Here is a 26730-nt window from a genome sequence, read left to right as displayed (position 1 = left end):
CTACGAGGAATAACACGGATCTTTAGTTCTCTCTTGCGGTTAAAATCGACATAGGATTGGAATTCATTAGCAACCAACATAAGTAGGCGCTGAATATCAGCATACTCTGTTTGGCCCCAGTTACCCCTGGCTATTTTGATTTCTAGGGAGTTCTCAGAAGGCGTTTCTTCTGGGGCAGCGAACACAGAAGAGGATGCTATCAGAATGGTACAGGCAAGCAATATGGTTGCAATTAGAACGCGCAAACCACGGCAAGGCAACGGTATCGAATTTAATGCGGTCACACAACCCCCTGCGTAGCTATTTTCTGCTACCACATTCCATAGGTATAGTTAGCAGCGTGGAACTAGAGCCTCGGCATCCTAGACAAGGGAGAAAAAATATATTTAAATAATCTAGCAGTCAACGGAGTTTATGTCAAATAATGCTAATCAACATATAGCTTAAATAAGATGCTCTGAAATTAAAATTATTGTGCAGGGATACATAAACCGTCGATAAAATATATTATCGACTAAATGTTTTTGAATTTTATACTTTAAGTTCCAGGTTATCGATTTTTTTAAATGAGAGGGTTAAGGTGAAAAGAAAAGCATTCAATAATCCTTATACTGGCATATCTAAAGCTGACTTTTCAGGTATTAGGTTTTATAGCGAGTCTGACTCTTATGAAAATCAAAGTGAGTATAACAATGAAAACACTTTTAATTGTAGCGCATGCACCTTCTAAAAATACGCAATTAATGGCTAATGCGGTTTTGAAGGGGGCACAGCATCCTGATATTGAACAAGTTCAAACACGTTGGATTCCACCCTTAGAAGCTACACCGGAGGATGTATTAGCCTGTGATGGGATAATTATGGGGACGACTGAAAATCTCGCTTATATGAGTGGTGCTTTGAAGGATTTTTTTGATCGCTGCTATTATCCTTGTCTGGAAGTAAAACAGGGATTGCCTTGTGCGTTATATGTTCGTGCGGGAAATGATGGTACTGGTACTTGCCGGGCTGTCGAATCGATCTGTACAGGTTTGCGTTGGAACTGGATTCATCCCCCATTAGTATGCAGAGGAGACTGGCAAATAACATTTCTTGACCAGTGTGAAGAACTCGGTATGACGATGGCTGCCGGACTTGATGTTGGCATCTATTAACTCGCCTTAAATTCAGGCTATTCTTTACTCGCATTAAATTACAGAGATTATGTGAATATTCAAATAACCTAATGTATAATCGCCTGTATTATCATTAACAGTCCCCCTTACAACTCGGGAATATTATAAAATTTAGAAGGTAGTAACGTATGTTTTCACAATTAAAACAACTGCCGGCAGATCCTATTTTAGGTTTGTCAGTAAAGTTTAAAGCTGATATTAATCCGAATAAAATTGATCTTGGTGCCGGTATTTATAAAGATGCACTAGGAATTACTCCTGTATTGGCTTGTGTTAAAACTGCCGAACAATTTCGTGTTGATAACGAAGGTAGTAAAGCTTATATAAGCTCAGCCGGTTCAGCATTATTTAATACTAAAATGACCGAACTTATTTTAGGTGATCATAAAGTTATTACTGAAAACCGTATTAAAACTGTTTCTACTCCCGGTGGAACAGGTGCTTTGCGTATTGCTGGCGAATTTATTAAAAAATGTACTCCTGGCGCCACCATTTGGGTGAGTAATCCTACTTGGGCAAATCACAAAGGCGTATTTGAAGCAGCAGGGTTAATTGTTAAAACTTACCCTTACTATGATTATGAAAACAAATGTTTAGATTTTCCTGCAATGCTTGAAGCATTAAAGCAAGTTTCTAAAGATGATGCAGTGTTATTACATGCGTGTTGTCATAACCCAAGTGGTATGGATTTAAGTAAAGAACAATGGCAAGAAGTTGCTGATGTATCAAAACAAGTTGGTTTTATGCCTGTTGTTGATATGGCGTATCAAGGTTTTGGCACTGATTTAGATAGTGATGCTTATGGTCTTAGATTAATGGCGGATACGGTAGAACAGATGATTATCTGTAGCTCATGCTCTAAGAACTTTGGCTTATACCGCGAACGTATTGGTGCTTGTTCCATCATTGGTCGTAGTGCAATAGCTGCTGATATTATTAGTTCGGTATTACTTTCTGTTGTTAGGGTTGCTTATTCTATGCCACCAGCACATGGTGCCGCTATTGTTGAAACTATTTTAAGTTCAGATGAATTAACAACACAATGGCACGGTGAATTGGCCGAAATGCGTAATCGCATAAACGACATGCGCCAATTGCTAGTTGATAAGTTATCTGAGAATGGCGTTACGCGCGATTTTAGCTTTATTACTACTCAAAATGGTATGTTCTCATTTTTAGGTATAGACAAAGATCAAGTTCAACGTCTGCAAGATGAATCTAGTATTTATATTGTTGGTTCTAGTCGTATAAGCCTTGCCGGTATATCTAGTGACAATGTAGATTACTTAGCACAATCAATTGCTAAAGTACTTTAACTAACATGGCTATGTAGATAACTCAGGAGCCAGTAAAAATTGATTTAAAACGTCATTCCAGCGGTGTTTTAGGCTGACGTGGCATGGATGCCACTTATTAGACTATGCATGGAGCACATCGTCCTGAATCCAAACCAAAAACAACTGGATCCTCGATAAGATGCTTCGAGGATGACGACTATCAGTAAACTTCTGAGCCAAGTACATAAGCACGTTAACTAATGACTTAGTGAGTCTATAGGCTTAATAAAAAGCCCGTTTTACATATAATGTAAAACGGGCTTTTTGAACTTTATGATGTGAGTTTAATAACTTCTATTAAACTATTTTATTTGCAGTCACAATTACGCCATCGGTATCGGCATATAAATAACTACCTTGAACGAAATCAACACCGCCAAATGAAAGTGGAAGTTCTCTTTCGCCAGAAGTTACGGGTATATATTTTCGTGGGCAAGTATCAAGTGCAAATAAAGCGACAGGTATATTGCTAATTTGAAAGGTGTCTCTTACGTAACCATTGATAATAATACCTGCATAATTGTTTTGGTGAGCAAACTTCATTAAGTTTTCACCCACAACGGCAAAATATTCTTGGTTCACATCAACAACAACAACTTTACCTGAGCCATCTTCATCACGAAGTAATTTGATTAAGTCAGAGTTGTTTTTATCTAGCTTTATAGTGATAATTTCGCCTTGGCAGTTGTCTACTCCGCCATAGTTTTTATAGCCAGCGTCTAACACTTGTACTTTATCACTGTATTCATCACAGATATCAGCGGTGAAAATCGTCATATACCTTTCCTGTTCTTATTTATATGGCAGTATTCTAACACCAAAGAAGCCTTTTCATCTAAAAATTGATATTATATTTTCATAAAAATTGTACTTGTATATATCAGGCGTTAAAACATATGAAGGTAGTAACAGGTGTTGTGGGTAATGATATCCACGTGGTAGCCAATCGATTAATCGATCTTTCCCTACAAGCGAGAGGCTATGAGGTATTTAACCTTGGTGTTAATACCTATTTAGAAGAGTTTTTTGATGCGGTTGTCGAAACAGGCGCAGATATACTTTTGATCTCCTCACTCAATGGTGAAGCTGAAGGTTGGGGTCGAGAAGTGCCACGACTAAAAGCTAAATATAAAAAATTAGATGACATTATTATGATGATCGGTGGCAACTTAGTTGTTGGTACGGGTAACGCAGAAGATATAATCCCACGCTACAAAGGTTACGGGTTTGATATCGTTTGTCATCAAGTTGATTTAAATACAGGCCTGGACTCATTAGAAGAAATGCTTAAAGAGAGAAACTTAAAATGAGTTTACTGCAAGAAGAAAGAGAAATAATTGTCAATAATGAATACGTTGATAATTTTGATTTTGCTGAAGTTAAAGAATTTGTTACCAATGCGAGTAAAGATCTCTTTATTTCGCATCACTTTAAAAATAAGCCTAAGAATAAGATGCTTGTTCAACCTCGTGGTGGTTTTCCGACATATGAAAAACAATTTGCCCTAAGTGAGTATTTTGTTAAAGCCAATGTTGATGTACTGCCGCTAACTGTTGACTCTAATACGCGTTTAAATGATTATGCTACCGCAAAAAAGATGCTGCGATTGAGTGAAGAAAACGATGTAGATATGCTCAATGGTTATCCTTTAGTGAATCATGGTTACAGAACTACACGTAAAATGGTTACTCATTTTAATAAACCAGTAAGTTTACGCCACGGTACGCCAGATGCTCGTTTATTGATTGAAACAGCAATTGCATCCGGTATTTTTGAAATTGAAGGGGGTCCAATTACCTACCTTTTACCTTATTCGAAAAATTTCCCTTTAGATAAAGCGTTTCTGTATTGGAAATATGTAGAGCGTGTTTGTGCTAATTATTCAAAACTTAATGAACCTATTAATAGAGAATCTTTTGGTCCATTAACGGCAACCTTAGTTCCACCGTCTATCACTATTGTTATTCAGCTACTTGAAATGTTGCTGTCACTAGAAGAAGGGGTGAAATCATTTTCGGTGTCTTTTGCTCAGCAAGGTTCAATGAATCAAGATATTGTTACGGGTGCGGTACTTAAAAAGTTAGCTAAACATTATGCTGCTGAAATTAACTGTTCAGATGCAGCAATCAATTTGGTTTATCACCAATGGATGGGCGCATTCCCAATGAATAAAGATTCTGCCGAGCAGCTAATCAATATAGCTACCGTTATCGCGTCAATGGTCAGTGCTGATAAAATCATTACCAAAACAAGAGAGGAAGCCTCGGGAATTCCAACGAAAGAAGCGAATGCTAAAACCGTAGCGAATACTCAGTATACGTTGGGTATATTAAATGGTTTACCGAATGTTGTAGACGAAGAAGAAGAAGAAATTCTTACTTTAGAAGTACATGCAATTATGGAAGCGGTATTTAATGACTCTGCTGACACCTTATGGCGAAAAGTGTTTAACTCAATTAAAAACGGCATTATTGATGTACCATTCTCACCGCATATTATTAATCACAATAATATGATCACGATACGTGATGCTCAAAAAAATATTCGTATCATTAAAAGAGGAAATGTTCCTATTCCTGACCGTTGTTATGCTTATGAAAAAGGGCAATGTGACTTAACAAAAGATACAACGAGTATTGTTAACGACATTATTCATGACATAGGAATTATGCAATGAGCCAGATAAATTCACCTGATGATAGCTCTAATAACAGCCAAGAAAAATTATTGATAGATGTTGGCAGTACCTACTTTAAACTGAGTAATAAAACCAATATAGAGCAGCACTTTAGAGATTTTAATAAATCTATATTAGATGATCTAACGCATAAGTGTGGTCAAGAAATCGAACGCTTTGATAAAAAAAATATCCATATTTGTTCATCAGCTAATGGTGGTTTAAGTACCCTTATTATTGGTGTAACTCATTCATTTTCTCTAAAATATGCGACAAACATTGCGTTTAATTCAGGTATTAATATTATTGATACCATCCTTTTTCAAAATATTGAAGAATATTCCGTTCCAAGCGACTTAATCGATGTCGTCATTATTGTGGGCGGCATTAATTCAAACAGCGATAACTTCTCTGAAGACTTATACCGCTATTTAGACAATTTAACTTATTCGAATGTGGTATTCGTAGGTAGTGAACTTGATGTGCCTACGATTAAAGAGAACATAGAGAATGTTGTGGTGTTACCGAATATTATTGATGACCGATTACATATTGTAGAAGATTCTTTAAAAGCCTATTTAACTAATTTATATCAGCAGGATATTGAAGGTAAAGAAGACATTAAAGATCTGTATAATATTACAGATAATCAAATATTTTCAACACCTTACGTTGTCAATAAAACACTTCCTTTTATTCACACAAAATACGCAGTTGTGAACCCTTTTGTTTTATTAGATATTGGCGGCGCAACGACTGACATTCATTATTCAAAAGATTTGGTTGACGAAAATATCGTCACTGAAAATGAATATGATCGACTTGTTTTTAAAAAGCTGGGTGTTTATAAATCAAAACAATCGTTAATTTTTGCAGCAAAGAACAATGAATTTGTTTATGAATTATTAATGCATTTAAAAGTCACAGAAAATATTTTTGAAGAGCAAAGTAATAAAGCCACTAAGGTGCTGATGCAATTAGCGATATTTCTAGTTTTATGCAAAATTTCACACTACAAAAAAGCGTATGTTAATCTAAAATTATTATCCGTTAATTCTTTTGTATTAACCGGTGGCATAACGAAAGTATTAACAGTAGAAGAAATTGAAAATATAATTTCATTCTTTTATAAAAAAATTCTTAACTCAGACCATAATCCAGCGACTGTACTAGATAATAATTATGATATCTGGACTTTAGGTGCAGAAGTAGAAGGAAAAGAACTATGTCAATAAACTGTATAAGAACACTAATTGAAAGTGCAGTAAGTTCGCACAGCGATAAAACAGCGGTAGTTTTTAATGAAAAAAGTATCACTTATGCTGAGTTATTTAATAAAGTAAACCAAGTTGCTTATTATTTACAAGAGCTTGATTTACCAAAAGACTCGCGTATTGGTATTTATTCAAATAAAGGCATTGACCAAGTTATTGCTGTGTTAGCAATACTGTCTACTGACTATGTTTTTGTGCCGCTAACCACCTTGTTAAAGCCTGAGCAAGTTGAATACATTATTAACGACTGTGACATACAATGTATTATCACAGACAAAAAACACGTTGAAAGCGTTGCTTCAATAAACTTTAATGGCAAGGTTATTTCTTATGACACAACCAGCAAAGACATACCGTCTTTTGAAGAAATTTATAAATATTACAACAAGCCTTATAGCTGTGACATTAATAGCCACAGTAACGCGGTAATAACCTACTCGTTTGGCGTATCTGGTAGACCAAAAGGTATTGTAATATCACATCGTAACTTAATTGATTCTGCTCGGGTTGTTTCTCAATATTTAGATTTAAAACAAAACGATGTAATCTCAGGGTTATTAATTTTTAACCTCGATTACGGCTTAAACCAAATATTTTGTACTTTATATAAAAAAGCAACGTTAGCGTTACACCGCTTTATTTTGCCCGATGATTTTTTCAATCACCTTATTAATGACAAAATAACCGTTATTCCGCTAATGCCGGTGTATATATCTCAAATGTTTGATGAAGATATTAGCCGACTGCCAAATGCTGAATTATTTTCTAACATCAAAACCATCACGTCCTCTGGTGGCAATGTAACCGCCAAAATGATCAAAGATTGCAAGAATACTTTCCAACAGGCTAATTTTTATTCTATGCATGGCCTTACCGAAGCATTTCGCTCAACCTATCTTGATCCGTCGCAAGTTGAAATTCGCCCAGACTCTATAGGTAAAGCTATCGCTGATGTTGAGCTTTATGTGATTAATGAAAATGGTAAAGAATGTGGTGTTAGAGAAGTTGGTGAGTTAATCCACCGCGGTGGTTGTATTTATAAAGGTTTTTGGAATGCGCCTGAGCAAAATGCTCAACGATTTAAGTCAGTACAAATACTTAAAGATGTTATAAATATTGAAGGGCAATTAACGGATGAAATCGTGGTCGCTACAGGCGATTATGTTTATAAAGATGAAGAAGGTTATTTTTACTTTAGCTCAAGACATGACGACATGATCAAAACTCGCGGTTTCAGAGTTTCCCCTTATGAAATAGAGTCTGTTGTCGCAAAAAACATTCCTCAAATAGAACAATGTGCCGTATTTGGTATTGATAATGAGCAAATCGAAGAAGAAATCATCATGGTTTACTCTGCCACCAATGAGATATCTGAAAAAGAGATTTTATTCGAGTTGAAAAAACACTTAGCCTCTTACATGGTTCCTGGCAAGGTAATATATAAAAAATCGTTGCCTTTAATACAAAGCGATAAAAATAAAATTAACAAAGAAGTTTTAAAACAAGAATTCTCTGCTAATTAGCCAGAGAGAATGCAGGAGAATATTCTACTGCATTCTCCTCAATCAATGCTTTATTTAAATCGTTACCTTCTAAAATATTTATTTTGCCGCGTTTAATATTTGATCGAACTTTAACCCAGTTAATTTCATCACACTCTTTACCACATAAAACATGATCGCACATAGCATTACCATGGAAGGTATGGCAATAACGGGATAACTTAACATGGTCATTTCACCCAGTTGTTCATTAAACTTTGTCGTACCAGCAGGGCTAACGACAATCCATTTAGCTAATAGATAATTCATCGTTGCAGAAAAAACAAACGTTATTGATAAAAGATGATTTGCCCACTGAATTTTTGCTTTAAATACATCAGTTTTACCTTGATCTGATAGGTTTTGATAGATTAAATCTAAATTAAATAAAACAGGGTTTAACAAAATCTTGGCAATTAATGGTTTGCCCCAGAAGCCAGAGATTAGTACAACTAGCCCGATGACCGATGGAATTGCCGCTTCCTTAATTGCTAACCATTCAACATCCAATTCAAATAATCCAATACCACCAGTTAACAAAGTACTTAAAAACCCAAGTAATGAAATAAAGTTCATCGACTTGTTTTTAATGAAATCATACAAGCCATAACCAAGCGGGAATAATAACGCCACTACTAAGGCATAAACAGAGCCTAAGTATTCTCCCCCCGATAATTTCATTAAAATAATCGATGGAATAACAATATTAAAAATAAGTTCTAAAAAGGTATTATTAGGGCGTTTAGTTTGTGTTGACATTATATTTTCATTTTATGGGAAACTGACAGTTATACCAGTTTCATTAATTAGGTGATCTATTTTATACGTAGAAAAAATGGTCAAATACAAGGCGTTTATTTCAATAACTAGTTGTTCTAGCTATTAAATAAATAACGAAGTAGTTGGTCGTTTTAACAAGTAGAAATGATCACATAGTTAGTGAGATTGGTATTATCAGTCTATTTAAGCATTTACTTATTTTATCTAATAAAAGGTCAAAAGTCAGTTTCATTATTTAAGGCATGACGATATTGCTTATCGCTAACTATTTTCATCATTGGAATGAAACAATATTCTTTTACTATTGGTGAGTAAGTTAATGTTCGCTCATTTTAATCTTCTTTGAAGAAGCAAAACTTCCCTTTGTTTGACGCTTTTGCTCGATACATTGCACGATCAGAGTTCATCATCAGTGCATCAGCCGTAAGTCCATCTTTGGGAAACATTGCAATGCCAATGCTGCTCCCAACATTAAGGGTTTGGCCTTCATGGGAGTAACTCGTAGCCACTTCCTGTGAAATACGCTGTGCGATATTGCCCACATAATCTTCATTCTCAGGCGCAAATAATAAGACGATAAACTCATCCCCACCAAAGCGTGCAACAGTATCGCCTGTACGGATCACGCTTTCGATTTTTTTCGCTGCTTCTTGAATTAATTGATCACCAACATTGTGACCGAACGTATCATTGACGGTTTTAAAATTATCCAAATCAATGAAAAGCAAAGCAAGTAATTGTTTATCCCGCGTGGCATGCGCAATCGCCTGGTTTAAGCGATCCATCAGTAAATTTCGATTTGCGATCCCCGTTAAAGCATCATGATTGGCTTGAAATTCTAACTTTGTTTCATATTCTTTTTGATTGCTAACATCTTGTAACGTTTCGACCGCGCCAATTACTTTGCCTTCTTGGTTCTGCAGGGGAGCTGCTGTAAAATAGAGCCACTTTTCTCCTGCATTAAAATTCGGGAAATGATCTGTGGCTTCCCAACCCTTTTCAACCAAAGTCGAAGCGGCCCAACGCTTTGAATAATATTCTGTAATCTCTGAAAATTTGTTATCCAGTACAAGATCCGCAAGCACGGGACGTGGTTCAGAATAGAACCCTTTCCATTGCTCTTTTGTTCCAATAACGTCTGATGATTTTGTGCCAATTATTGCTTCACAAGCACGATTCCAGTGGGTAACCTTGTGATCATCATCAATAACGAACATAGGAACTGGGCAGCCATCAATGATCTGAGAGAGTAGATGTTCTTTTTCTTTTAGCTCAGCTTCAAAAAGTTTTTGTTGGGTAATATCTCTTAACGTTTCCATCGCACCAATAACAAAACCATCTTTGTCTTTTAACACTGTTGCGCTAAAGGAAAGCCATCTTCCGCCACCGGGAAAATGCGGAAAATAATCTTCAGCTTCCCATGTACCTTTAACAATGGTTGACCTGTTGAATTTACCGGCATAAAGATTTTTCATATCTTCTATGCGACCATCGATAATCAAGTCAGCCATTGTAGGACGTTCTTCATGATAAAAGGGGTACCATGCTTTATTCGTCCCAATAGCTTCGCAAGCAAGTACACCCGTTACAGTTTCACATGCGGCGTTCCAGTAGATGATCTTATGGTCCATATTTATTACAAACTTAGGTACAGGCGATCTCTCTATTATTTGGGCAAGAAGTTGCTGTCCATTTTCTGATATTTTAAGATTTTCTATATCAACCGGCAATTTAATAACCTATTTTATGATGACGATTAAGATAATCATGCTAAATCCCTGCTCCGAGTACAAGCCCCTATTTCCGTTATACTAGAAGAGGTTTTACTTTTTTCTTGTTTTTTATGATGTTAGAGAAAAATATATTTAATACCTAAGTGTTTAAATGCTACATATACCCGTTACCATTCAAGATGCAGGTTTCAGAGTGCTTGAGCGATTTCAATTCAAGGCGCTGTGATGTAATAATGGTTACTCCCTTATAAATCACTATATACTCGAAGTTGGCCTGCGTGCCATTGATAATATGATGTGAGAAAAGCAAACTGTAAATTATCGTATTAGCAACCTTCATCGTTAGGCCAGTTAATCATGACGCTTCAAACCGTTTAGAAATATCATTTAAACGTCTCGGTAATTCCAGGAAGCCGTACTGGTAAAATCTACAAATTGAGTGATCTCAGTTAGATTTTCGGTTTTCCCCCATTCTAAGCCAATAGCTCGTTTATTCTGGTCTTCTGCCAATGGTAGCGTAGTTATTCTCGATGAAGTGTAATGCTGTGGCACAATTGTAACCCCAACTTCAGCTTCCACTAGCGCTAATGCACGTTCATCCTGATTAGTTATATAGGCCACATTTAATCGCACATTATGCTGCTTAAGCAAGTTCTCAAACACCTGTCTATGTTCACAATGAATACGGGCAATAAATAGCTCTTCATTCAAATCTTTAATACTGACAAAATTAGATCTGCTCAAATGGTGATCTTGCGCCATTGCAACTACATAGGGTTCTGAAAATAGCTTTTTTGAATAAACGAAGTTACGGTTAGAAGCTGGCTTTTCTTTAAGTAACGTTAGCGCAAGATCGATTCTACCCTCGCGCTCGAGTTTCTGCATCTCTGCCGCACTGGCATCAATTATATTTAACTTTAAATCAGGATTTTCTAGACGATACTGCTTAATCAATCGGGTCACATAGGTAATTGAAAGTGTATTGATCACCCCAAGCTGAAGCCTACGTTGTACATCATGGCGTTTCAGTTCATCTTTAGCTCTGGCACATTCTCCTACAATCAGCTTTGCTCTTTGAAGAAGTTTTCGTCCTGCAGGCGTGAGTACTACATTACGTTTATTACGGATAAACAGCTTAACACCTACCTCAGCTTCCAGTTTAGATATTGAGGAAGACATCGCTGGTTGTGATACAAAAGCACGTTCAGCTCCCCTAGTAAAACTTTCTGATTCAGCGGCAGCTAAAAAATGGCGTAGTTGTTGTATTTCCATATCATAACCTTAGATTATTACTGTGATTAAAATAATCGATTTTACTTATTGTAATCGAAGTATTAGATTGTTATCAATCAATAGAGGATAAATCAGGGGCAGGGCGGCATATTTATCCAGTGGAACTTGTAGAAATTTAGTGAAGAATTAATGATTAGCTCCTTAAAGGCTTAGACTTGAAAAAGCTGTTTACTTTTTATATATACCCATGATACTTCAAGATGTGCGTTTCAGGGCAGCTGAACGATTCATGGTCAAGGCGCATCTTTTTATTAAGGGTCGTTCAGGAGAATATGCTCCTGCATTCTCTAATAAGCTACTTCCATATAGCGTCCTTAAAAAGAGATGCAACGAAGAACATGATTTGATCAGGGGCCCCTGTAAGGCTGGTTTAGAAACGCTTTATGCTACGTTATTGATTTCGACAATGGAACAACCATTATCTTCAATCAAAGCCTTGCCTAAAGGCGCTTCTAACTCCAGCTGAATCCGACATATTGAAGTAACATGGGTATAGAGTAAAGAAAGGCCACGATATTTACCAAAAAAAGGACAATTCAATGACAAAAACAGTTGATTTTTATTACGACTATATTAGTCCTGCTTCGTACCTAGCGTGGACTCAATTGGTTGATATATGTAAACGTTCTAACGCCACTATCAATTACAAACCAATGCTTCTCGGCGGTGTATTTAAGGCCCATGCTTCCAACCGTCCGGTGATGGTTCCGGCAAAATGGGAGTGGATGAAAGCTGACTTTCTTCGCTATGCAAAATATTACGGTATTCCTTACCAGCTCAATCCACATTTTATATTTAGTACAATCAATGCAATGCGTGGGGCTATTTGGGCATTAGAAAACAACGAAATTGAAGCGTACAACCAAGCTATGTTTACCGCGGCTTGGGCAGATGGCAAAGATCTCTCAGACAAAAATGTGTTGACTGACATACTAGACGATGCTGGTATTAACTCTGCTGCTGCCTTGGCTGCTATGGATCATCCAGAATTGAAATCGGCATTGATTCAGTCAACGGAAGAAGCGGTAAAACTGGGTATATTTGGCGCACCTTCTATGATTGTTGATGGAGAAATGTTCTTTGGGCAGGATAGATTAATCTGGGTTGAACGAGCACTTTCTAAGTAGTTAACTCAATGTTCGATAACTCAATACTATAAAGGGAATAAAAGTATGCCAAAGGTTAAAGGGAATATTTATGAGTGATCAGATAGAACGACTGAAGGTTCTAACTGCAGGAGTACTTAGCCTGATATTGATGGTAGGTATTGCACGGTTTTCCTACACGCCTATGTTGCCAATTATGCAACAGCAGGCAGGATTAGGGATATCTGATGGAGGCTGGTTGGCTACAATCAATTTTGCGGGTTACCTGTGTGGTGCGCTTATCGCTTCACTTATCAGTGACTTGCTTATTAAGGATCGTCTCTACCGTATTGGTCTAGTCGTTGCGGTGCTATCAACAGCCGGCATGGGATTAACTGATAATTTCTGGCTGTGGTCTGTGCTTCGGTTTTTAGCTGGACTAAGCAGTGCTGCCGGGATGCTGATTGGTTCAGGTCTTATTTTGAATTGGTTGATCCGCCACAATTACCATAGCGAACTAGGGATACATTTTAGCGGCATTGGCTTAGGAATCGTTGTGTGTTCCATAGCAGTTGAGCTGATGAGCCCGTATTTTGATTGGAATGAGCAGTGGTTGCTATTGACGTTAATAGGCTCGTTAATCTTGATCCCTGCTTGGGCATGGTTGCCGCCACCTAATACATCCGCACTCACCAATAACGGCGAGGCGATGGTTGATGCGCCACCCAGCCGTACATTCTTGCGTTTGTTTATGGTTTCTTACTTCTGTGCCGGCGTAGGTTATGTTGTTACTACTACCTTTATTGTCGCTATCATTGATCAGTTGCCCGGTCTCGAAGGAAAAGGGATCTGGACCTTTATGATAATAGGCTTGGCTGCCACCCCAGCGGCGATCCTTTGGGATCTATTTGCCCGTAGATTCGGTAATTTGAATGCCCTGTTCTGCGCCAGCGTAATTCAGATTATCGGTATTTTGCTACCCGTGATAGGAGCGGGTCTGTTTTGGACAATTATCGGGGCGATTCTGTTCGGCGGAACCGTTGTCGGCATGGTCAGTTTAGTACTGACCATGGCCGGACGTTATTACCCCACCCGGCCCGCTAAAATGATGGGGAAGATGACTCTCTCATACGGAGCCGCTCAGATTGTCGCACCGGCAATCACCGGGCTACTGGCAGAACGCAATGGTAACTATAATAATGGCCTTTATCTGGCTGCGGCAATGATGGTGTTAGGTAGTGTGATATTGCTGATGCTTAAGGTGATAGAACGCAGAGAAGCTCAGGCCTTACAGCCTACTAACTGATAATGGGTGACGCTTATGACCATTTCAAGCTCATTCAATATATACCCAAGTTACTTCAAAATGCAGGATTCAGCTGGAATTAAAAACGTCTTTAAGCACAGGTTCATAGTTCCCGACTGAACCTAAGTACCTACATCCATGTACGCAAGGCATTGATTGAGGAGAATGGTTACTCAGGAGAATATGCTCCTGCATTCTCTAATAACACCATCCGTGTAGCGTCCTTATCAAAATCAATAACGCAGCATAAAACGTTTATAAACCAGCCCTGCGGGGATGACTGAGCAAAATATGCTCATCGTTACATCTATTTTTAATGGAACAACCATTAATAAAAAGATGCGCCTTGATCATGATTCGCTCAGGTATCCTGAAACTCGCATTTTGAAGTGTCTTGGGTATATCACACATCAATATTACCTTTAACGTATCTATTCACCATACCTAGTATTCCCGTCATTCCAGTTGTGTCTTTGCCTACAGGACGTAGGTGCTTAGCTTAGGTCTGGACACCAAAGCTGAAGCTGGAATCTCAGTGTTTAAAATTCTAGACTCCCGATTTTAAGACCTAGGGAGTGACGATAGGTGAATAGTTACCCTTTAACGATGTAAACTTATGTAATATCGCTATTCTCACGCTGAATCTTTGATTACACTGATAACAGAGTTATTTTTAATATGAGTTACACGTTTTATGACGCGTCGATTTCGACCAATACTTCCGCTATTACCACTACTTTCAAGCTTATTGTTATTGGCTTGTAGTAGTTCTTCAGAAGTAGATGAAAAATTAAAAGACTTGCCGCTTCCTCAGAACTGGCAAGACAGCAAACAAGCATTAGCGGTTGAACATAACTGGTTATCTCAACTTAATAACCCTCAAGTTCATCAATTAGTTAAGAAAGCCTTAGCGACTAACCACCAATTTGCCATGCAAGCATATGCGCTGGAAGTATCACAGCAGCAACTCATCGTTTCAGGTAGTCAACTTTGGCCTGAGCTTGATTTGGCTTTTCGCAGTGGTCGAAATAAAGATAACCAAACCGACAGTTATTCAAACAGCAACTCAATTAATTTGAATTTAAGCTATGAAGTAGATATTTGGGGAAAATTGTCTGACGCCGATCGCATGAGTAATTTTAACTACCTTGCGCAAAAATCCTCATTTGAACAGCACAAACAACAGTTAGTTGTTAACGTACTAACCACCTGGTTTCGCGTGATTGAGGCAGAAAAACTGCTGATTCTTTATCGCAGTAGGGTCAGAAACTCTCAACAAAACTTAGCGATTATCGAATCAGGCTATACTTCAGGGTTAACCGCTGCGCTTGATGTCTATTTAACACGTAATGAATTGAATAACGAGTTAACAAGGGTATCAGAACAAGAAACGGTGAAAACTAAATTAATTAGACAGTTAGAGCGCCTGATTGGTGAATACCCAAAAGGTGAGTTACTCGTCAATGCTAATTTGCCGCTTCTTACCAACGACATTCCTGTTGGTTTACCATCAGAATTAATCAGTAGAAAACCTTCGTTAAAAGCCAGTTGGTATCAACTATTATCACAAGATGCAGGGTTAGCTTATGCACATAAGCAACGCTTTCCTAGCATTATTTTATCAGGCTCTGTCGGTGACTCTAACGCTGATATTGCTAATTTACTCTCAGGATCTTCGCTAGCATGGTCATTACTGGGCAGTATTTCAGCCCCTATTTTTAATGCAGGCCGTCTAAAAGCGAATGAAGAAAAAGCACGTTTCGAACTAAAACAAGGTGAACAGTTATATCTCGATACCTTATACGGCGCTTTTAGCGATGTTGAAAATGCCATCACCACGGAAAAAAACTTAAAACAAAGTTATTACACCATGTTGGCCGCACAAGAAAATGCAAAAATTGCATCCGCCTTATCTTTCGAACAATACCAAAGTGGCTTAGTTTCCTATACAACAGTACTTGATGCACAAAAGCGTTCTTTTGAAGCGCAAACAACGTTAATAAAAATTAAAAATCAACTCATCGCTAATCGTATCAATTTACATTTTTCATTAGGTGGCGACTTCACCACACCATCACTTGAAAATGAGGCTAAATAAACATGTCCAACACCATTAAAGTTAAAAAAATACTCGTGCCGATTGTTATTATTGTGGTGACACTCGCGTTAATGATGATGATTTTCAAAAACCCACCGACAAGTAAACGTGCTAAGCCTTCTAAAGCAGCTCAAATGACGGTAGTAACTACCACACTTACTCCACAAAATTACCCAGTGATAGTGAAAAGTTTTGGTACGGTAAAACCCAGAACACAAAGTGTGCTTTTTGCCCAAGTTTCCGGACAAATCAATAAAGTGAGTAAACAATTTAGAGCGGGTGGTTTTTTTGAACAAGGCGATATATTAATACAGCTTGACGATAGAGATCACCGCGCTGAAGTTAAAATTGCTCAAGCAAGTTTAATGTCTGCCAAGCAAAGTTTACAAGAAGAAGGCGCACGGGTAAAACAAGCACAAGCTGATTGGAAAAGACTCGGCAATGGTCAAACACCTAACGCGCTGGTATTACGTCAACCACAATATGAAGCGGCTAAAGCGCAAGTACTCTCTGGAGAAGCATTGCTTGATAAAGTAAAACTGTCACTAGAGCGCACTAAAATTGTAGCCCCTTACGCCGGTAGAGTATTAAAAAAGCATGTGGATATTGGTCAAGTGATTTCAAGTAATACTCAACTTGCCGATATTTTTGCCGTTGATTATGTAGAAATACGTTTACCGATAAAAAATAAAGATTTACCTCTGATGAAGCTACCTGAAGAGTATCGAAATGTGCATGAACAGTCAGAAGGTGCAGGTAATGAACGTTCGATGATAAGCAATGTCGTTATTTCATCGGATTTAATGGGTGAACAGGTATGGCAAGGAAAGATTGTTAGAACTGAAAGCGCCATTGATGAAATGTCTCAACAGCTTTATGTGGTTGCCCAAATTATCCGCCCATATGACAGTGAATATAATCAAGGAGCACAGATTAAAATGGGTCAATATGTCACTGCTCACATTACTGGTCGTGAAATTGAAGATGCCTTAGTGATCCCAAGTAGTGCTATTTACCAAGGTAGCTATGTCTATATTGTTCAAAACAATCTATTAATACGTAAAAACATTCAATTAGGCTGGCAAAATGGTACTGAATCTATTGTCACACAGGGATTAAATGCCGGTGATGAACTGGTACTGACATCACTAGGTCAAGTGAGCTCTGGTACACCTGTAGCCATTGAAGGGAAAGCGCCAATAAAAAAGCAGCGTAAACCTCAAACGGCTACTTTATCTAAGGCGAATAACTAATGATTGCTTGGTTTGCACGGAATCATGTTGCCGCCAATTTGTTATTAATTACTATTTTAATTGCAGGTTTATTTAGTTTAACTAACCGAATTCCTTTAGAGGTTTTTCCATCATTTGCCACAGATCGTATAAACGTAAATGTGTCATTACGGGGAGCAACGCCTGAAGACGTTGAAAAAAGTATCTCTATTCGCATTGAAGAAGCCGTTCAGGATTTAGAAGGTGTTAAACAAATTGCGAGTCGCTCAAAAGAAGGCTCATCTGCAGTAAATATTGAAGTTGATTCGGGTTACGACCCTAGAGAAATGCTTGCCGATATTAAAAGCCGTGTTGATGAAATTAATACATTTCCTGTCGATGCTGAAAAACCGGTAGTTTCGTTAGCAACGCGTAAACGTGAAGTAATTGCTGTTACCATTGCCAGTATCTATAGCGAAAAAGAAACCCGCGAATATGCTGAGAAAGTCAGGGATGATTTATTAAAAATTCCTGCCATCACCCAAGTGGAGCTCAGCGGTGTACGCGATTATGAAATATCTATTGAAGTGCCTCAAGACAAATTACGCCAATATAATTTAACCATCGCACAAATATCTTCTGCCATTTCAGATTCAAGCACAGATATTTCTGCCGGTAACTTAAAAACCCAAGGCGGAGATATATTATTGCGATCAAAAGGCCAAGCTTATCGTAAAGACGAGTTTGAAAAAATAGCCATAAAAACTAACGTCGATGGTTCTATTATTCGCCTCAGTGATATTGCCATTATTAAAGACTACTTTGAAGAAACGCCTGTACGTACTCGCTTTAATGGCAAACAAGCCGCTTTTATTGATGTTTACAGAATTGGTCAACAAAGTGCGATTGACGTTGCTGATGCAGTAAGAATTTACATAAATGATCAGCAAAGTTTATTACCAGTAGGTGTTGAATTAAGTTTTTGGGATGACGATTCACAAGTTGTTAAAAACCGTATTTCCACGCTAACCACCAGCGCCTTACAAGGCGGTATTTTAGTATTAGCGTTATTAAGTTTGTTCCTCAGGCCTTCCATTGCCTTTTGGGTATTTATTGGTATTCCCGTGTCTTTTATGGGCGCCTTTATCATGATGCCAGTATTTGGTATCACCTTAAATATCATCAGTTTATTTGGCTTTATTTTAGTACTGGGGATTGTTGTCGATGATGCCATAGTCACGGGTGAGAATATTTATACGCATTTACAAACGGCTGAATCAGGTGAAGTCGCTGCAATTAGAGGTACACAAGAGGTTGCCACCCCTGTTACCTTTGGTGTTTTAACAACCATTGCGGCATTTCTACCGCTAGCCTTTATTGATGGCGCACGTGGTGCAATATTTGCGCAAATTCCGGTCATCGTTATTCCTGTACTTATCTTCTCGTTAATTGAGTCAAAGTTTGTTTTACCTTCGCATTTAAAGAACTTAAAGCTGCGCTCCGATACGGCAAAGCAATCAAAGTTTAGCCAAATGCAACAAGCGTTTGCAGATGGTTTTGAACGTGCAATCATTCGCTTTTACCAACCTTTATTAAAGCGTGCCATCAATAACAAAACCACTACCCTCGTTGGCTTTATTGGTGTGTTTTTAGTCATTCTTTCACTCATTATGAGCGGCTGGACAAAATTTATTTTCTTCCCGCGTATTCCTAGCGAAACGGTACGAGCTTCAATCAGCCTACCGGCAGGAACCCCTTTTGAAGTCACCAATAAATATATTATTAACATGGCTGATAAAGCCGAATTGTTACGAGAAAAATATATTGAACCTTCAACCAACCAAAGCGTCATTATTAATATATTAGCGAGCACTGGTGGTCGTGGTGGTACGTCAAATAAAGGTAGTGTACGTTTTGAAATTACACCGCCAGAATCTCGAGAACTTGCCATTACTTCACGTGAACTCGTTCGTGAATGGCGAAATTTAATTGGCCCTATTCCAGGTGCAGAAAGCATTACTTTTAGAGCTGAAATTGGTCGTTCTTCTGATCCTATCCACGTGCAGTTCAAAGCGAGTTCATTAGATACGCTCAAAGAAGTAACCGATAAAGTAAAAGTGCATTTATCCAGTTACCCTACCGTATTTGATATTGCCGATAGTCTTTCTAACGGTAAGGAAGAGCTAAAAATTGAATTAACCGAACAGGGCAAAGCACTAGGGATAACTCGCGTTAGTATTTCAAAGCAAGTTAGGAATGCGTTCTTTGGTTCACAAGTACAACGTATTCAACGTGGTAGAGACGATGTACGAGTAATGGTACGGTTGCCATTAGAGGAGCGCCGTACTATTGCTGATTTAGAAGATATTCTTGTGGTCACGCCCAGTGGGGGCTCAGTACCACTATCACATGTGGCCAAGTTAATACCGGGAAAAAGCCCATCAACCATTTCAAGAATTGATCGTTATCGCACAGCAAATGTCAGTGCTGATGTAGAAAAATCGAATACCAACATGACTGTACTGCAAGCTGATTTAAAAAAATACTTAGATGAACTCATGGTGCAATATCCCGGGGTAAGTCATTCACTGGAAGGTGAAGCTAAGGAACAACGAGAATCTTTTGGTTCACTAGCTTGGGCATTATTATTTGTTTTTTTCATTATTTATGCGCTATTAGCTATCCCTTTTAAATCTTATGTTCAGCCCATCATTGTGATGAGTATCATTCCGTTTGGCATGATTGGGGCGGTAATTGGCCATTGGATCATGGGCATGGAATTAACCATTATGAGCATACTTGGTATGCTGGCGTTGATTGGCGTGGTGGTAAATGATTCACTGGTGTTGGTCGACTTTATCAATAAAAAATGCAGCGAAGGGGGTGAACTAATGGAAGCCGTGTTAACCGCAGGTGCCGCAAGGTTTAGACCTGTTATGTTAACCAGTTTAACTACCTTTATTGGTTTAATGCCGTTATTGTTTGAGCAATCTACACAAGCTCAATTCTTAATTCCGATGGCGGTATCATTAGGTTTTGGTATTTTATTTGCCACGTTTATCACCTTGATTTTAGTGCCAGTGAATTATTTAATTATTGAGCAATTAAAGGCTATGTGTTCAGGTGATAGGAAAGAAATTGAACAAGATAAGGCGCAGCTGGTATAAGGGTAAGTGGTCGGAGTCAGAATACAGAGCTAAATTTTTTAAAATAAAAAAGAGCTAACAAAATTTAATTGTTAGCTCTTTCAAGTTTATAGTAATACCTTTAATAGATATTAGGCGTCTTTATGTAGGTGAACATCCATTTGTGGATAAGGAATGTTTAATCCTTCACTTTCAAAGGTTTTATATACTTTTTCATTTAATTCAAAGTACACGCCCCAATAATCAGCCGCATTCACCCATGCTCTAACGGCAAAATTAACTGAGCTGTCTGCTAATGCTGAAACGGCAATAAATACCTCAGGATCTTTTAAAATTCGAGCATCATCGTCACATAAACGCTTGATAACTTCACGGGCTTTATCTACGTCATCTCCGTAAGCAATCCCAATTGTCCAGTCAACACGTCTTGTTGCCTCAGTGGAATAATTGATCATCGATGATGTTGATAATCCACCATTAGGAATAATGATCGTTTTATTGTCAGGGGTCTTCATAATGGTATTGAAAATTTGTATCTCAGCAACCGAACCAACATAACCCTGTGCGTCTATAACATCACCAATTTTGAACGGTTTGAAGATGAGAATCATTACGCCACCAGCAAAATTCTGTAAGGTACCCGACAATGCCAAACCAACGGCTAAACCAGCTGCACCGAGGATAGCGATAAACGAGGTCATTTCGATGCCTAACATACCAAGCGCCGTGATTATTAACATGACCCGTAATAAGCCGTTAACCATGCCTGTTAGGAAAGGCATTAATGATGGGTCTGTTTTACCTTTGGTTAAAGCACTTCGTACGCCACTACCGATGGCTTTGATTATCCATCCACCAATGATCCATACCGCTATCGCTCCAAGCAATTTCGGACCATAGAGTAATGTCATTTGCGTTAATTGCTCAATAATTTCTTCTGGGTTCATAATATCTTCCTGATTTATTCATAATATTTTAAAATGTGTATAAAGACTCGTTCGTTTTGCCCTAATTGAGTTTTTTAATCCTTATGGCGGAAACGCCACTTGAGCAGTAGCTACAAGTTGATAGTTACAACAGTGAATATACGTTAAAAATCATGAATATGCTTATAAAATTATTTGAGTGATTGGTATAAAATATATTCCAAAGAATTATGTTATTAGACTGAAGATGAATATCCACCATATTCTGGTAGTGAACAGGATGCAGTGTGAAAGGTCGCGAGCCGCTATGACGAGTGTTGTACAAATTTAAACAAAAAATATCATGATCTAAATCAAGCAAAGCTCATCAATTGTAAAAAATAATACAAATGATATTGATTCTCATTTAGCTCTGTGTTTAAATAACGCCACTTTTGAGAGAGTCGCGTTTATTCTGTATTTTCCTACCGCACCTTTCATCAACCATTTTAGCTAATTTTATTAGCACTAGAATTTTAAATAATATAAATATGGAACTTAAAACATGATGAATAAAACATTAATAGCCTCTGCATTAATTGGTCTTTTTGCCAGTAATGCCGCTTTTGCTAACCAAGAAACTGATGAATTGCGCAAAGTGATTGCCGATCAACAAAAAGTTTTAGAGTCGTTAGAAAGACGCCTTGATGAAACAGATCAAAAGCTTAATGCGACAGCGGATCAAATTGAAGTTGGAGCAGAACAAAGTGCTTTCTCAAACACATCAATCGGTGGTTATGGTGAATTACACTATAACAACTATGAAGATAAAGACGCAGAAGTTGATTTTCACCGTTTTGTATTATTTTTCGGTCATGAATTTAGCGATAGCGTACGTTTTTTCTCTGAATTTGAATTAGAACATTCTATTGCAGGAGAAGGTAAGCCAGGTGAAGTGGAGCTTGAACAAGCCTACGTTGAAGTTGATATAAATGAAGGGGTTAGTTCAAAAGTTGGTTTGTTTTTAATTCCAGTGGGCATTATCAATGAAACGCATGAGCCACCAACATTCTACGGTGTTGAACGTAACGGCGTTGAGAAAAATATTATTCCTGCTACTTGGTGGGAAGCCGGTGTCGCTTTCAACTATAAGCCAGCTGGCGGTGTAAGTATTGATGGTGCAGTGACTAGTGGTTTGAATAGTACTAAAAAGAATTTTGATAGTAATGGTGACTTTACTCATTATAGCTTTACCGGTATTCGCAAAGGTCGTCAAAAAGTGGCTAAAGCAACGGCTGAAAATTTAGCTTATACCGGTCGTGTTAAATATACTGCTATTACAGGGTTAGAACTGGCGGCAACGTTACAATATCAAACGGATTTAACGCAAGGTTTAGGTGAATTAGATACAGCAAGTGCCACCTTATTTGAAACGCATGCTATTTATCAAGTGCAAGATTTTACCGTACGTGCATTGTATGCCCGTTGGGATATTGATGGCGATGAGGCAAAAGCTTCAGGCAGTGATGAGCAAACAGGTTGGTATGTAGAGCCTTCTTATAAGTTTAACGAAAAAGTAGGCGTTTTTGCTCGTTATTCAGAATATGACAACAATGCAGGTAATAGTGCTTCAACAGCGGTTGAATCAACCAGTGTTGGTGTTAATTACTACATTCATGAAAATGTTGTTTTAAAAGCTGATTATGAAAACCTTGGCGGTGCTAGTGATTCTTCAGGATTCAATCTTGGCTTTGGCTATCAATTTTAATTAATGGTCAATTGGTTAATAACCGATTAATTATATTGAGAAAGTGAATAGTGCTAATGTGCTATTCACTTTGCTGTAAAAACTACCGAGTGATTATATGAATAAGTATTTACCTTTATTTATCTTTGCTTTAACAATGGCTTTTAGTCATGTGAGTCTAGCTGCGAAAGGGGTGTACCAAACCCCAGCTGCGTTTATCAGCGGTTCATTTGTAGATGCAACGCCACAAGCAAAAGTTTTATGGTTAACCAAAGAAGATAAAGCGGTAGTAGCCAAAATATTGCAACACAAATTTAATCGTATGCGTATTCGCTATTGGCAAGTAGATAACGAAACCGTATGGATTTTAAATGAAATAGGCAAAGAAAAACCTATTACCATTGGCGTGCATATTAAAAATAACCACATTAATCACTTTAAAGTATTAACTTTTAGAGAAAGTCGTGGTGATGAAGTACGACATGAGTTTTTCTCTAAACAATTTATCAATGCTACGCTTAACAAAGAAAATAGGCTTAGCCAAAATGTAGATGGGATTACGGGCGCTACTTTATCTGTAAGAGCCACGACAAAAGTCGCCCGCTTAGCCCTTTGGTTAAATGCGAAAGTGACTAATATACCCGTTCCACTTGAAGATGCATGATTCAGCTGGAATTAGAAACGCCTTTAGGCAAGGCATTGATAGAAGAGAATGGTTATTCCCTTGTCGAAATCAATAACATAGCATAAAGCGTTTCTAAACCAGCCCCTTGGGGAAGTCTGAGCAAATCATACTCAGCGTTACATTTCTTTTTAAGGGAGCAACCCTTAATAAAAAAATGTGCCTTGATTATGAATCGCTCAGACTTCCTGAAACGAGCATCTTAAAGTGGAGCGGGTATAGCCTCTTATAATTACTAGCTAAAAGTAAAGTGATGCGGCAGAATAGTGGTAAGCTAAATCAATTAAATCAGCAATGAAACCATCAAAATCGCTACATAACCGCCTAATTCGACATTTACGCGAATGGCATAGAAAACTTGGCATTATTGCCGCTTTTTTTATTATATTTTTATCTATCACTGGCGTTGCGCTTAATCATACCACTACGCTTTCATTAGCACATAAACCTATTAGCAATGTTTGGTTGTTAGATCACTATGGCATTGCACCCCCCAATGATATTCGCTTTTATCAACACAGTTCACTGCAAGTGACTAATAACTTAGTGTGGCTTGATGGCAAACTATTATTAGAAAGTTCGTCTGATATTGTCAGCGCTGGCGTTATGTCAGCTAACGTATCAAATGACACAATAGTTGATGTATTTGTTATCGTCAGCCAAGCTAGTTTGTATATATACAATAATCAAGGTGAATTACTTGATCAACTCGGCGTAGAGGCTGGAATTCCAGAAGGCATTGAAGCTTTAAGTATCGATAATGATTTGGTCATTGTAAAAACAGCATCAGGGTATTATCAAAGCGATAGCGACTTTCTTTATTGGCAAGCTATCTCTCCATTAATAGAGCCTTTATGGATATCGCCACAACCGGTTTCATTAGAGAAAGAACAACAGGCTGCACTGGCTTATAGATCTCAATTTTTAACCATAGAGCGTATTATTTTAGATGCTCATAGCGGCCGTATTTTGGGATTAGTAGGAGTGTTGTTTATGGACATGGTGGCCATTTTACTTATATTACTTTCGTTAAGTGGAGTCTATATTTGGATAAGGTATGCTAAAAACAAGCGATAATGTCACCCTCGGCTAAGTCAGGCCTTATCATTATTTATCCACAACGTGATGCACATATTTGCTAAATAGCGAGTTAATAAAAAAGAATGAAGTTCGTCACTTAACGAACTTACGTATATAATTAACTTATCCTGATACAAAAAATTAATTATATACTCAATGAAAATACCATTTATCGTGCTATTTTCTGTGTTGTTAACAAGTGTACTGTTAACAAGTGCATTACTAGCACAAGATCTTTCTAAAGGGGTAAACACAGAGAAAAAAAGTGCTCAAGAACATAATGCTTGGTTGAAGCAAAGGTTCAGTGAGCAACATAAAAAACTTATTCCCGTGATTGCCGTTGCTGATATGTTTTACGCTTGTAATATTGAACGTAAAGTTGATCCTATTGATTATCAGCTCTCTGATCTAGTTTTAACAATGGATGAAAATCGATTAGCCCAGAAGTTGGCATTATGTCTTGGTGATGACACTATACAGTCAGATGTTGCTATAAACTTTGGTTTGCTTGGTTGTTTTCATGAACAATTAGCACATTTACCTAAGGTTGAACGTCAACAAAAAATGCTTTTAGTGAACAATGCTATTCATGCGTTATCAAGCAATGAGCGTAAAAAAAGTTTTATCCAATGTGTCACCGAGCAAGCAATTCACTACCTAAAATAAAGGCCATTTGATTAAATTGGCTGTTAGATAAGTTAACTCCATCGGTTTAGATAATTCAACCCGTTTTAAGTGATTGAGCTATAGTCATAAATTGTAACAAATAGATGGAAACATTTACTTTTCAACCTTTTTAATCATGACTAACATCACTTATAGTAAAGTGAACTATACTCATGATACTTCAAAATGCCTGAAACGAGCCTTTCGAGGTAACATGAGTATCTATATTAATTATAAAAAGTAATTCGAGAAAGATGATGACCAAAGAAACTCAAAAAATATTAGTTGTGGATGATGATATGCGTTTGCGTTCTTTATTAGAGCGATATTTGGTGGAACAGGGTTTTGTGGTTCGTAGTGCCGCTAATTCAGAACAAATGGACAGACTACTTGAACGTGAAAATTTTCACTTGTTGGTATTAGATTTGATGTTGCCAGGTGAAGATGGTTTATCTATTTGTCGTCGTTTACGTCAACAAAATAATAATATTCCTATTGTTATGCTTACCGCTAAAGGAGATGAAGTTGACCGAATAATTGGTTTAGAGCTGGGCGCAGATGATTATATGCCGAAACCTTTTAATCCAAGAGAGTTATTAGCACGAATAAAGGCTGTTTTACGTCGTAGAGTGCAAGAGGCTCCGGGGGCACCATCCATGGAAGAAAACGCTATATCCTTTGGTGAGTATCATCTTAACTTAGCAACACGAGAAATGGTTAAAGGTGATGTTAGTATGCCATTAACGAGTGGCGAATTTGCGGTATTAAAAGCGCTGGTTACCCATCCTAGAGAGCCACTATCGCGTGATAAATTAATGAATTTAGCCCGTGGAAGGGATTATTCTGCCCTTGAACGTAGTATTGATGTACAGGTGTCTCGTTTACGTCGTATGCTTGAAATTGATCCCGCTAAGCCAAGATATTTGCAAACGGTTTGGGGATTAGGCTATGTTTTTGTGCCAGATGGTAACGTTACTTAATTGTTGAGTTAGTG

General features: G+C 37.8%; 23 protein-coding genes. 17 read left to right on the top strand and 6 right to left on the bottom strand.

Annotation, left to right across the window (positions count from 1 at the left end; translation table 11 throughout):
- A partial coding sequence (locus DWA31_RS17345) for a hypothetical protein (protein ID WP_210725604.1) occupies positions 1–284 on the bottom strand: 284 nt, incomplete at its 3' end.
- A 408-nt stretch (positions 285–692) separates the two neighbouring features.
- Here DWA31_RS17345 and DWA31_RS14200 point away from each other — a divergent pair.
- Together DWA31_RS14200 and DWA31_RS14195 are read left to right on the top strand one after the other, a co-directional pair.
- Entirely contained in the window at positions 693–1154 is a 462-nt protein-coding gene (locus DWA31_RS14200; protein ID WP_114327239.1) for a flavodoxin family protein, read from the top strand.
- A gap of 149 nt (positions 1155–1303) precedes the next feature.
- Entirely contained in the window at positions 1304–2491 is a 1188-nt protein-coding gene (locus DWA31_RS14195) for an amino acid aminotransferase (RefSeq protein ID WP_114327229.1), read from the top strand.
- A 318-nt stretch (positions 2492–2809) separates the two neighbouring features.
- Here DWA31_RS14195 and rraA read toward each other — a convergent pair whose 3' ends face one another.
- Entirely contained in the window at positions 2810–3289 is a 480-nt protein-coding gene (rraA, locus tag DWA31_RS14190; protein ID WP_114327228.1) for a ribonuclease E activity regulator RraA, read from the bottom strand.
- A 119-nt stretch (positions 3290–3408) separates the two neighbouring features.
- Here rraA and glmS point away from each other — a divergent pair, with 119 nt between their 5' ends.
- The 4 genes from glmS to DWA31_RS14170 are packed head-to-tail and all read left to right on the top strand — an operon-like array spanning position 3409 to position 7986.
- Positions 3409–3822 (top strand): methylaspartate mutase subunit S, encoded by a 414-nt coding sequence (glmS, locus tag DWA31_RS14185; protein ID WP_114327227.1) that lies wholly within the window; start codon positions 3409–3411, stop codon positions 3820–3822.
- The gene (locus DWA31_RS14180) at positions 3819–5189 is read left to right on the top strand and encodes a methylaspartate mutase (RefSeq protein WP_114327226.1); all 1371 of its coding nucleotides are present in this window, start codon (positions 3819–3821) and stop codon (positions 5187–5189) included. Before glmS ends, DWA31_RS14180 begins: the two co-directional genes overlap by 4 nt.
- A complete protein-coding gene (locus tag DWA31_RS14175) occupies positions 5186–6424 on the top strand; it encodes a glutamate mutase L (RefSeq protein ID WP_114327225.1) in 1239 nt (412 codons plus the stop codon). The genes DWA31_RS14180 and DWA31_RS14175 overlap by 4 nt, the downstream gene beginning before the upstream one ends.
- Positions 6415–7986: an AMP-binding protein gene (locus tag DWA31_RS14170; protein ID WP_114327224.1), complete on the top strand. Its 1572-nt coding sequence runs from the start codon at positions 6415–6417 to the stop codon at positions 7984–7986. The genes DWA31_RS14175 and DWA31_RS14170 overlap by 10 nt, the downstream gene beginning before the upstream one ends.
- Before the next feature lie 78 nt (positions 7987–8064).
- Here DWA31_RS14170 and DWA31_RS14165 read toward each other — a convergent pair whose 3' ends face one another.
- The 3 genes from DWA31_RS14165 to DWA31_RS14155 form a co-directional block, all read right to left on the bottom strand.
- Entirely contained in the window at positions 8065–8763 is a 699-nt protein-coding gene (locus DWA31_RS14165; RefSeq protein ID WP_114327223.1) for a VC0807 family protein, read from the bottom strand.
- 353 nt (positions 8764–9116) lie between these two features.
- The gene (locus tag DWA31_RS14160) at positions 9117–10514 is read right to left on the bottom strand and encodes a sensor domain-containing protein (RefSeq protein ID WP_114327222.1); all 1398 of its coding nucleotides are present in this window, start codon (positions 10512–10514) and stop codon (positions 9117–9119) included.
- 390 nt (positions 10515–10904) lie between these two features.
- Positions 10905–11789 carry a LysR family transcriptional regulator gene (locus tag DWA31_RS14155; RefSeq protein ID WP_114327221.1) on the bottom strand — a complete coding sequence of 295 codons (885 nt, stop codon included), beginning with the start codon at positions 11787–11789 and terminating at the stop codon, positions 10905–10907.
- 364 nt (positions 11790–12153) lie between these two features.
- Between DWA31_RS14155 and DWA31_RS17740 the strand changes: the two genes are divergently transcribed.
- The 6 genes from DWA31_RS17740 (at position 12154) to DWA31_RS14125 (ending at position 20677) form a co-directional block, all read left to right on the top strand.
- Positions 12154–12276: a hypothetical protein gene (locus DWA31_RS17740; RefSeq protein ID WP_281268636.1), complete on the top strand. Its 123-nt coding sequence runs from the start codon at positions 12154–12156 to the stop codon at positions 12274–12276.
- Positions 12277–12349: 73 nt separating this feature from the next.
- Entirely contained in the window at positions 12350–12937 is a 588-nt protein-coding gene (locus DWA31_RS14145; protein ID WP_114327220.1) for a 2-hydroxychromene-2-carboxylate isomerase, read from the top strand.
- 70 nt (positions 12938–13007) lie between these two features.
- Entirely contained in the window at positions 13008–14201 is a 1194-nt protein-coding gene (locus tag DWA31_RS14140) for a YbfB/YjiJ family MFS transporter (protein ID WP_114327219.1), read from the top strand.
- Between the two features lie 694 nt (positions 14202–14895).
- Positions 14896–16299, top strand: a complete 1404-nt coding sequence (locus DWA31_RS14135; protein WP_114327218.1) for a TolC family protein — start codon at positions 14896–14898, stop codon at positions 16297–16299.
- Between the two features lie 2 nt (positions 16300–16301).
- Positions 16302–17552 (top strand): efflux RND transporter periplasmic adaptor subunit, encoded by a 1251-nt coding sequence (locus tag DWA31_RS14130; RefSeq protein ID WP_114327217.1) that lies wholly within the window; start codon positions 16302–16304, stop codon positions 17550–17552.
- Entirely contained in the window at positions 17552–20677 is a 3126-nt protein-coding gene (locus DWA31_RS14125; protein ID WP_114327216.1) for an efflux RND transporter permease subunit, read from the top strand. Before DWA31_RS14130 ends, DWA31_RS14125 begins: the two co-directional genes overlap by 1 nt.
- A 110-nt stretch (positions 20678–20787) precedes the next feature.
- Here DWA31_RS14125 and DWA31_RS14120 read toward each other — a convergent pair whose 3' ends face one another.
- Positions 20788–21603, bottom strand: coding sequence for a mechanosensitive ion channel family protein (locus DWA31_RS14120; RefSeq protein WP_114327215.1), 816 nt, complete (start codon positions 21601–21603; stop codon positions 20788–20790).
- A gap of 526 nt (positions 21604–22129) precedes the next feature.
- On the opposite strand from DWA31_RS14120, the gene DWA31_RS14115 reads away from it, so the two are divergent.
- The 5 genes from DWA31_RS14115 to ompR all read left to right on the top strand — a co-directional run bounded on the left by DWA31_RS14115 (position 22130) and on the right by ompR (position 26716).
- On the top strand, positions 22130–23329 hold the full coding sequence (locus tag DWA31_RS14115; RefSeq protein ID WP_114327237.1) for a porin: 1200 nt from the start codon (positions 22130–22132) through the stop codon (positions 23327–23329).
- Between the two features lie 97 nt (positions 23330–23426).
- Entirely contained in the window at positions 23427–23972 is a 546-nt protein-coding gene (locus DWA31_RS14110; RefSeq protein ID WP_114327214.1) for an FMN-binding protein, read from the top strand.
- Positions 23973–24284: 312 nt separating this feature from the next.
- A complete protein-coding gene (locus DWA31_RS14105) occupies positions 24285–25067 on the top strand; it encodes a PepSY domain-containing protein (RefSeq protein WP_114327213.1) in 783 nt (260 codons plus the stop codon).
- A gap of 159 nt (positions 25068–25226) precedes the next feature.
- Entirely contained in the window at positions 25227–25736 is a 510-nt protein-coding gene (locus tag DWA31_RS14100) for a hypothetical protein (RefSeq protein WP_136038003.1), read from the top strand.
- A 257-nt stretch (positions 25737–25993) separates the two neighbouring features.
- On the top strand, positions 25994–26716 hold the full coding sequence (gene ompR / locus DWA31_RS14095; RefSeq protein ID WP_114327211.1) for an osmolarity response regulator transcription factor OmpR: 723 nt from the start codon (positions 25994–25996) through the stop codon (positions 26714–26716).
- Positions 26717–26730 lie beyond the last annotated feature (14 nt).

It is taken from the genome of Candidatus Colwellia aromaticivorans, from assembly GCF_003333305.1.
Lineage (GTDB): Bacteria > Pseudomonadota > Gammaproteobacteria > Enterobacterales > Alteromonadaceae > Colwellia > Colwellia aromaticivorans.
Note: the sequence above shows the minus strand (reverse complement) of the source record. Positions and strands in the feature narration are given on the sequence as shown.

What these genes read in the sequence shown, in the direction of transcription:
- DWA31_RS14155 (WP_114327221.1), bottom strand. Translation starts at nt 11,789, where the DNA reads ATGGAAATACAACAACTACGCCATTTTTTAGCTGCCGCTGAATCAGAA.
- rraA (WP_114327228.1), bottom strand. Translation starts at nt 3,289, where the DNA reads ATGACGATTTTCACCGCTGATATCTGTGATGAATACAGTGATAAAGTA.
- DWA31_RS14165 (WP_114327223.1), bottom strand. Translation starts at nt 8,763, where the DNA reads ATGTCAACACAAACTAAACGCCCTAATAATACCTTTTTAGAACTTATT.
- DWA31_RS14145 (WP_114327220.1), top strand. Translation starts at nt 12,350, where the DNA reads ATGACAAAAACAGTTGATTTTTATTACGACTATATTAGTCCTGCTTCG.
- DWA31_RS14175 (WP_114327225.1), top strand. Translation starts at nt 5,186, where the DNA reads ATGAGCCAGATAAATTCACCTGATGATAGCTCTAATAACAGCCAAGAA.
- DWA31_RS14120 (WP_114327215.1), bottom strand. Translation starts at nt 21,603, where the DNA reads ATGAACCCAGAAGAAATTATTGAGCAATTAACGCAAATGACATTACTC.
- DWA31_RS14130 (WP_114327217.1), top strand. Translation starts at nt 16,302, where the DNA reads ATGTCCAACACCATTAAAGTTAAAAAAATACTCGTGCCGATTGTTATT.
- DWA31_RS14100 (WP_136038003.1), top strand. Translation starts at nt 25,227, where the DNA reads ATGAAAATACCATTTATCGTGCTATTTTCTGTGTTGTTAACAAGTGTA.
- glmS (WP_114327227.1), top strand. Translation starts at nt 3,409, where the DNA reads ATGAAGGTAGTAACAGGTGTTGTGGGTAATGATATCCACGTGGTAGCC.
- DWA31_RS14170 (WP_114327224.1), top strand. Translation starts at nt 6,415, where the DNA reads ATGTCAATAAACTGTATAAGAACACTAATTGAAAGTGCAGTAAGTTCG.
- DWA31_RS14140 (WP_114327219.1), top strand. Translation starts at nt 13,008, where the DNA reads ATGAGTGATCAGATAGAACGACTGAAGGTTCTAACTGCAGGAGTACTT.
- DWA31_RS14105 (WP_114327213.1), top strand. Translation starts at nt 24,285, where the DNA reads ATGAAACCATCAAAATCGCTACATAACCGCCTAATTCGACATTTACGC.
- DWA31_RS14135 (WP_114327218.1), top strand. Translation starts at nt 14,896, where the DNA reads ATGACGCGTCGATTTCGACCAATACTTCCGCTATTACCACTACTTTCA.
- ompR (WP_114327211.1), top strand. Translation starts at nt 25,994, where the DNA reads ATGACCAAAGAAACTCAAAAAATATTAGTTGTGGATGATGATATGCGT.
- DWA31_RS14110 (WP_114327214.1), top strand. Translation starts at nt 23,427, where the DNA reads ATGAATAAGTATTTACCTTTATTTATCTTTGCTTTAACAATGGCTTTT.
- DWA31_RS14125 (WP_114327216.1), top strand. Translation starts at nt 17,552, where the DNA reads ATGATTGCTTGGTTTGCACGGAATCATGTTGCCGCCAATTTGTTATTA.
- DWA31_RS14115 (WP_114327237.1), top strand. Translation starts at nt 22,130, where the DNA reads ATGAATAAAACATTAATAGCCTCTGCATTAATTGGTCTTTTTGCCAGT.
- DWA31_RS14200 (WP_114327239.1), top strand. Translation starts at nt 693, where the DNA reads ATGAAAACACTTTTAATTGTAGCGCATGCACCTTCTAAAAATACGCAA.
- DWA31_RS14180 (WP_114327226.1), top strand. Translation starts at nt 3,819, where the DNA reads ATGAGTTTACTGCAAGAAGAAAGAGAAATAATTGTCAATAATGAATAC.
- DWA31_RS14195 (WP_114327229.1), top strand. Translation starts at nt 1,304, where the DNA reads ATGTTTTCACAATTAAAACAACTGCCGGCAGATCCTATTTTAGGTTTG.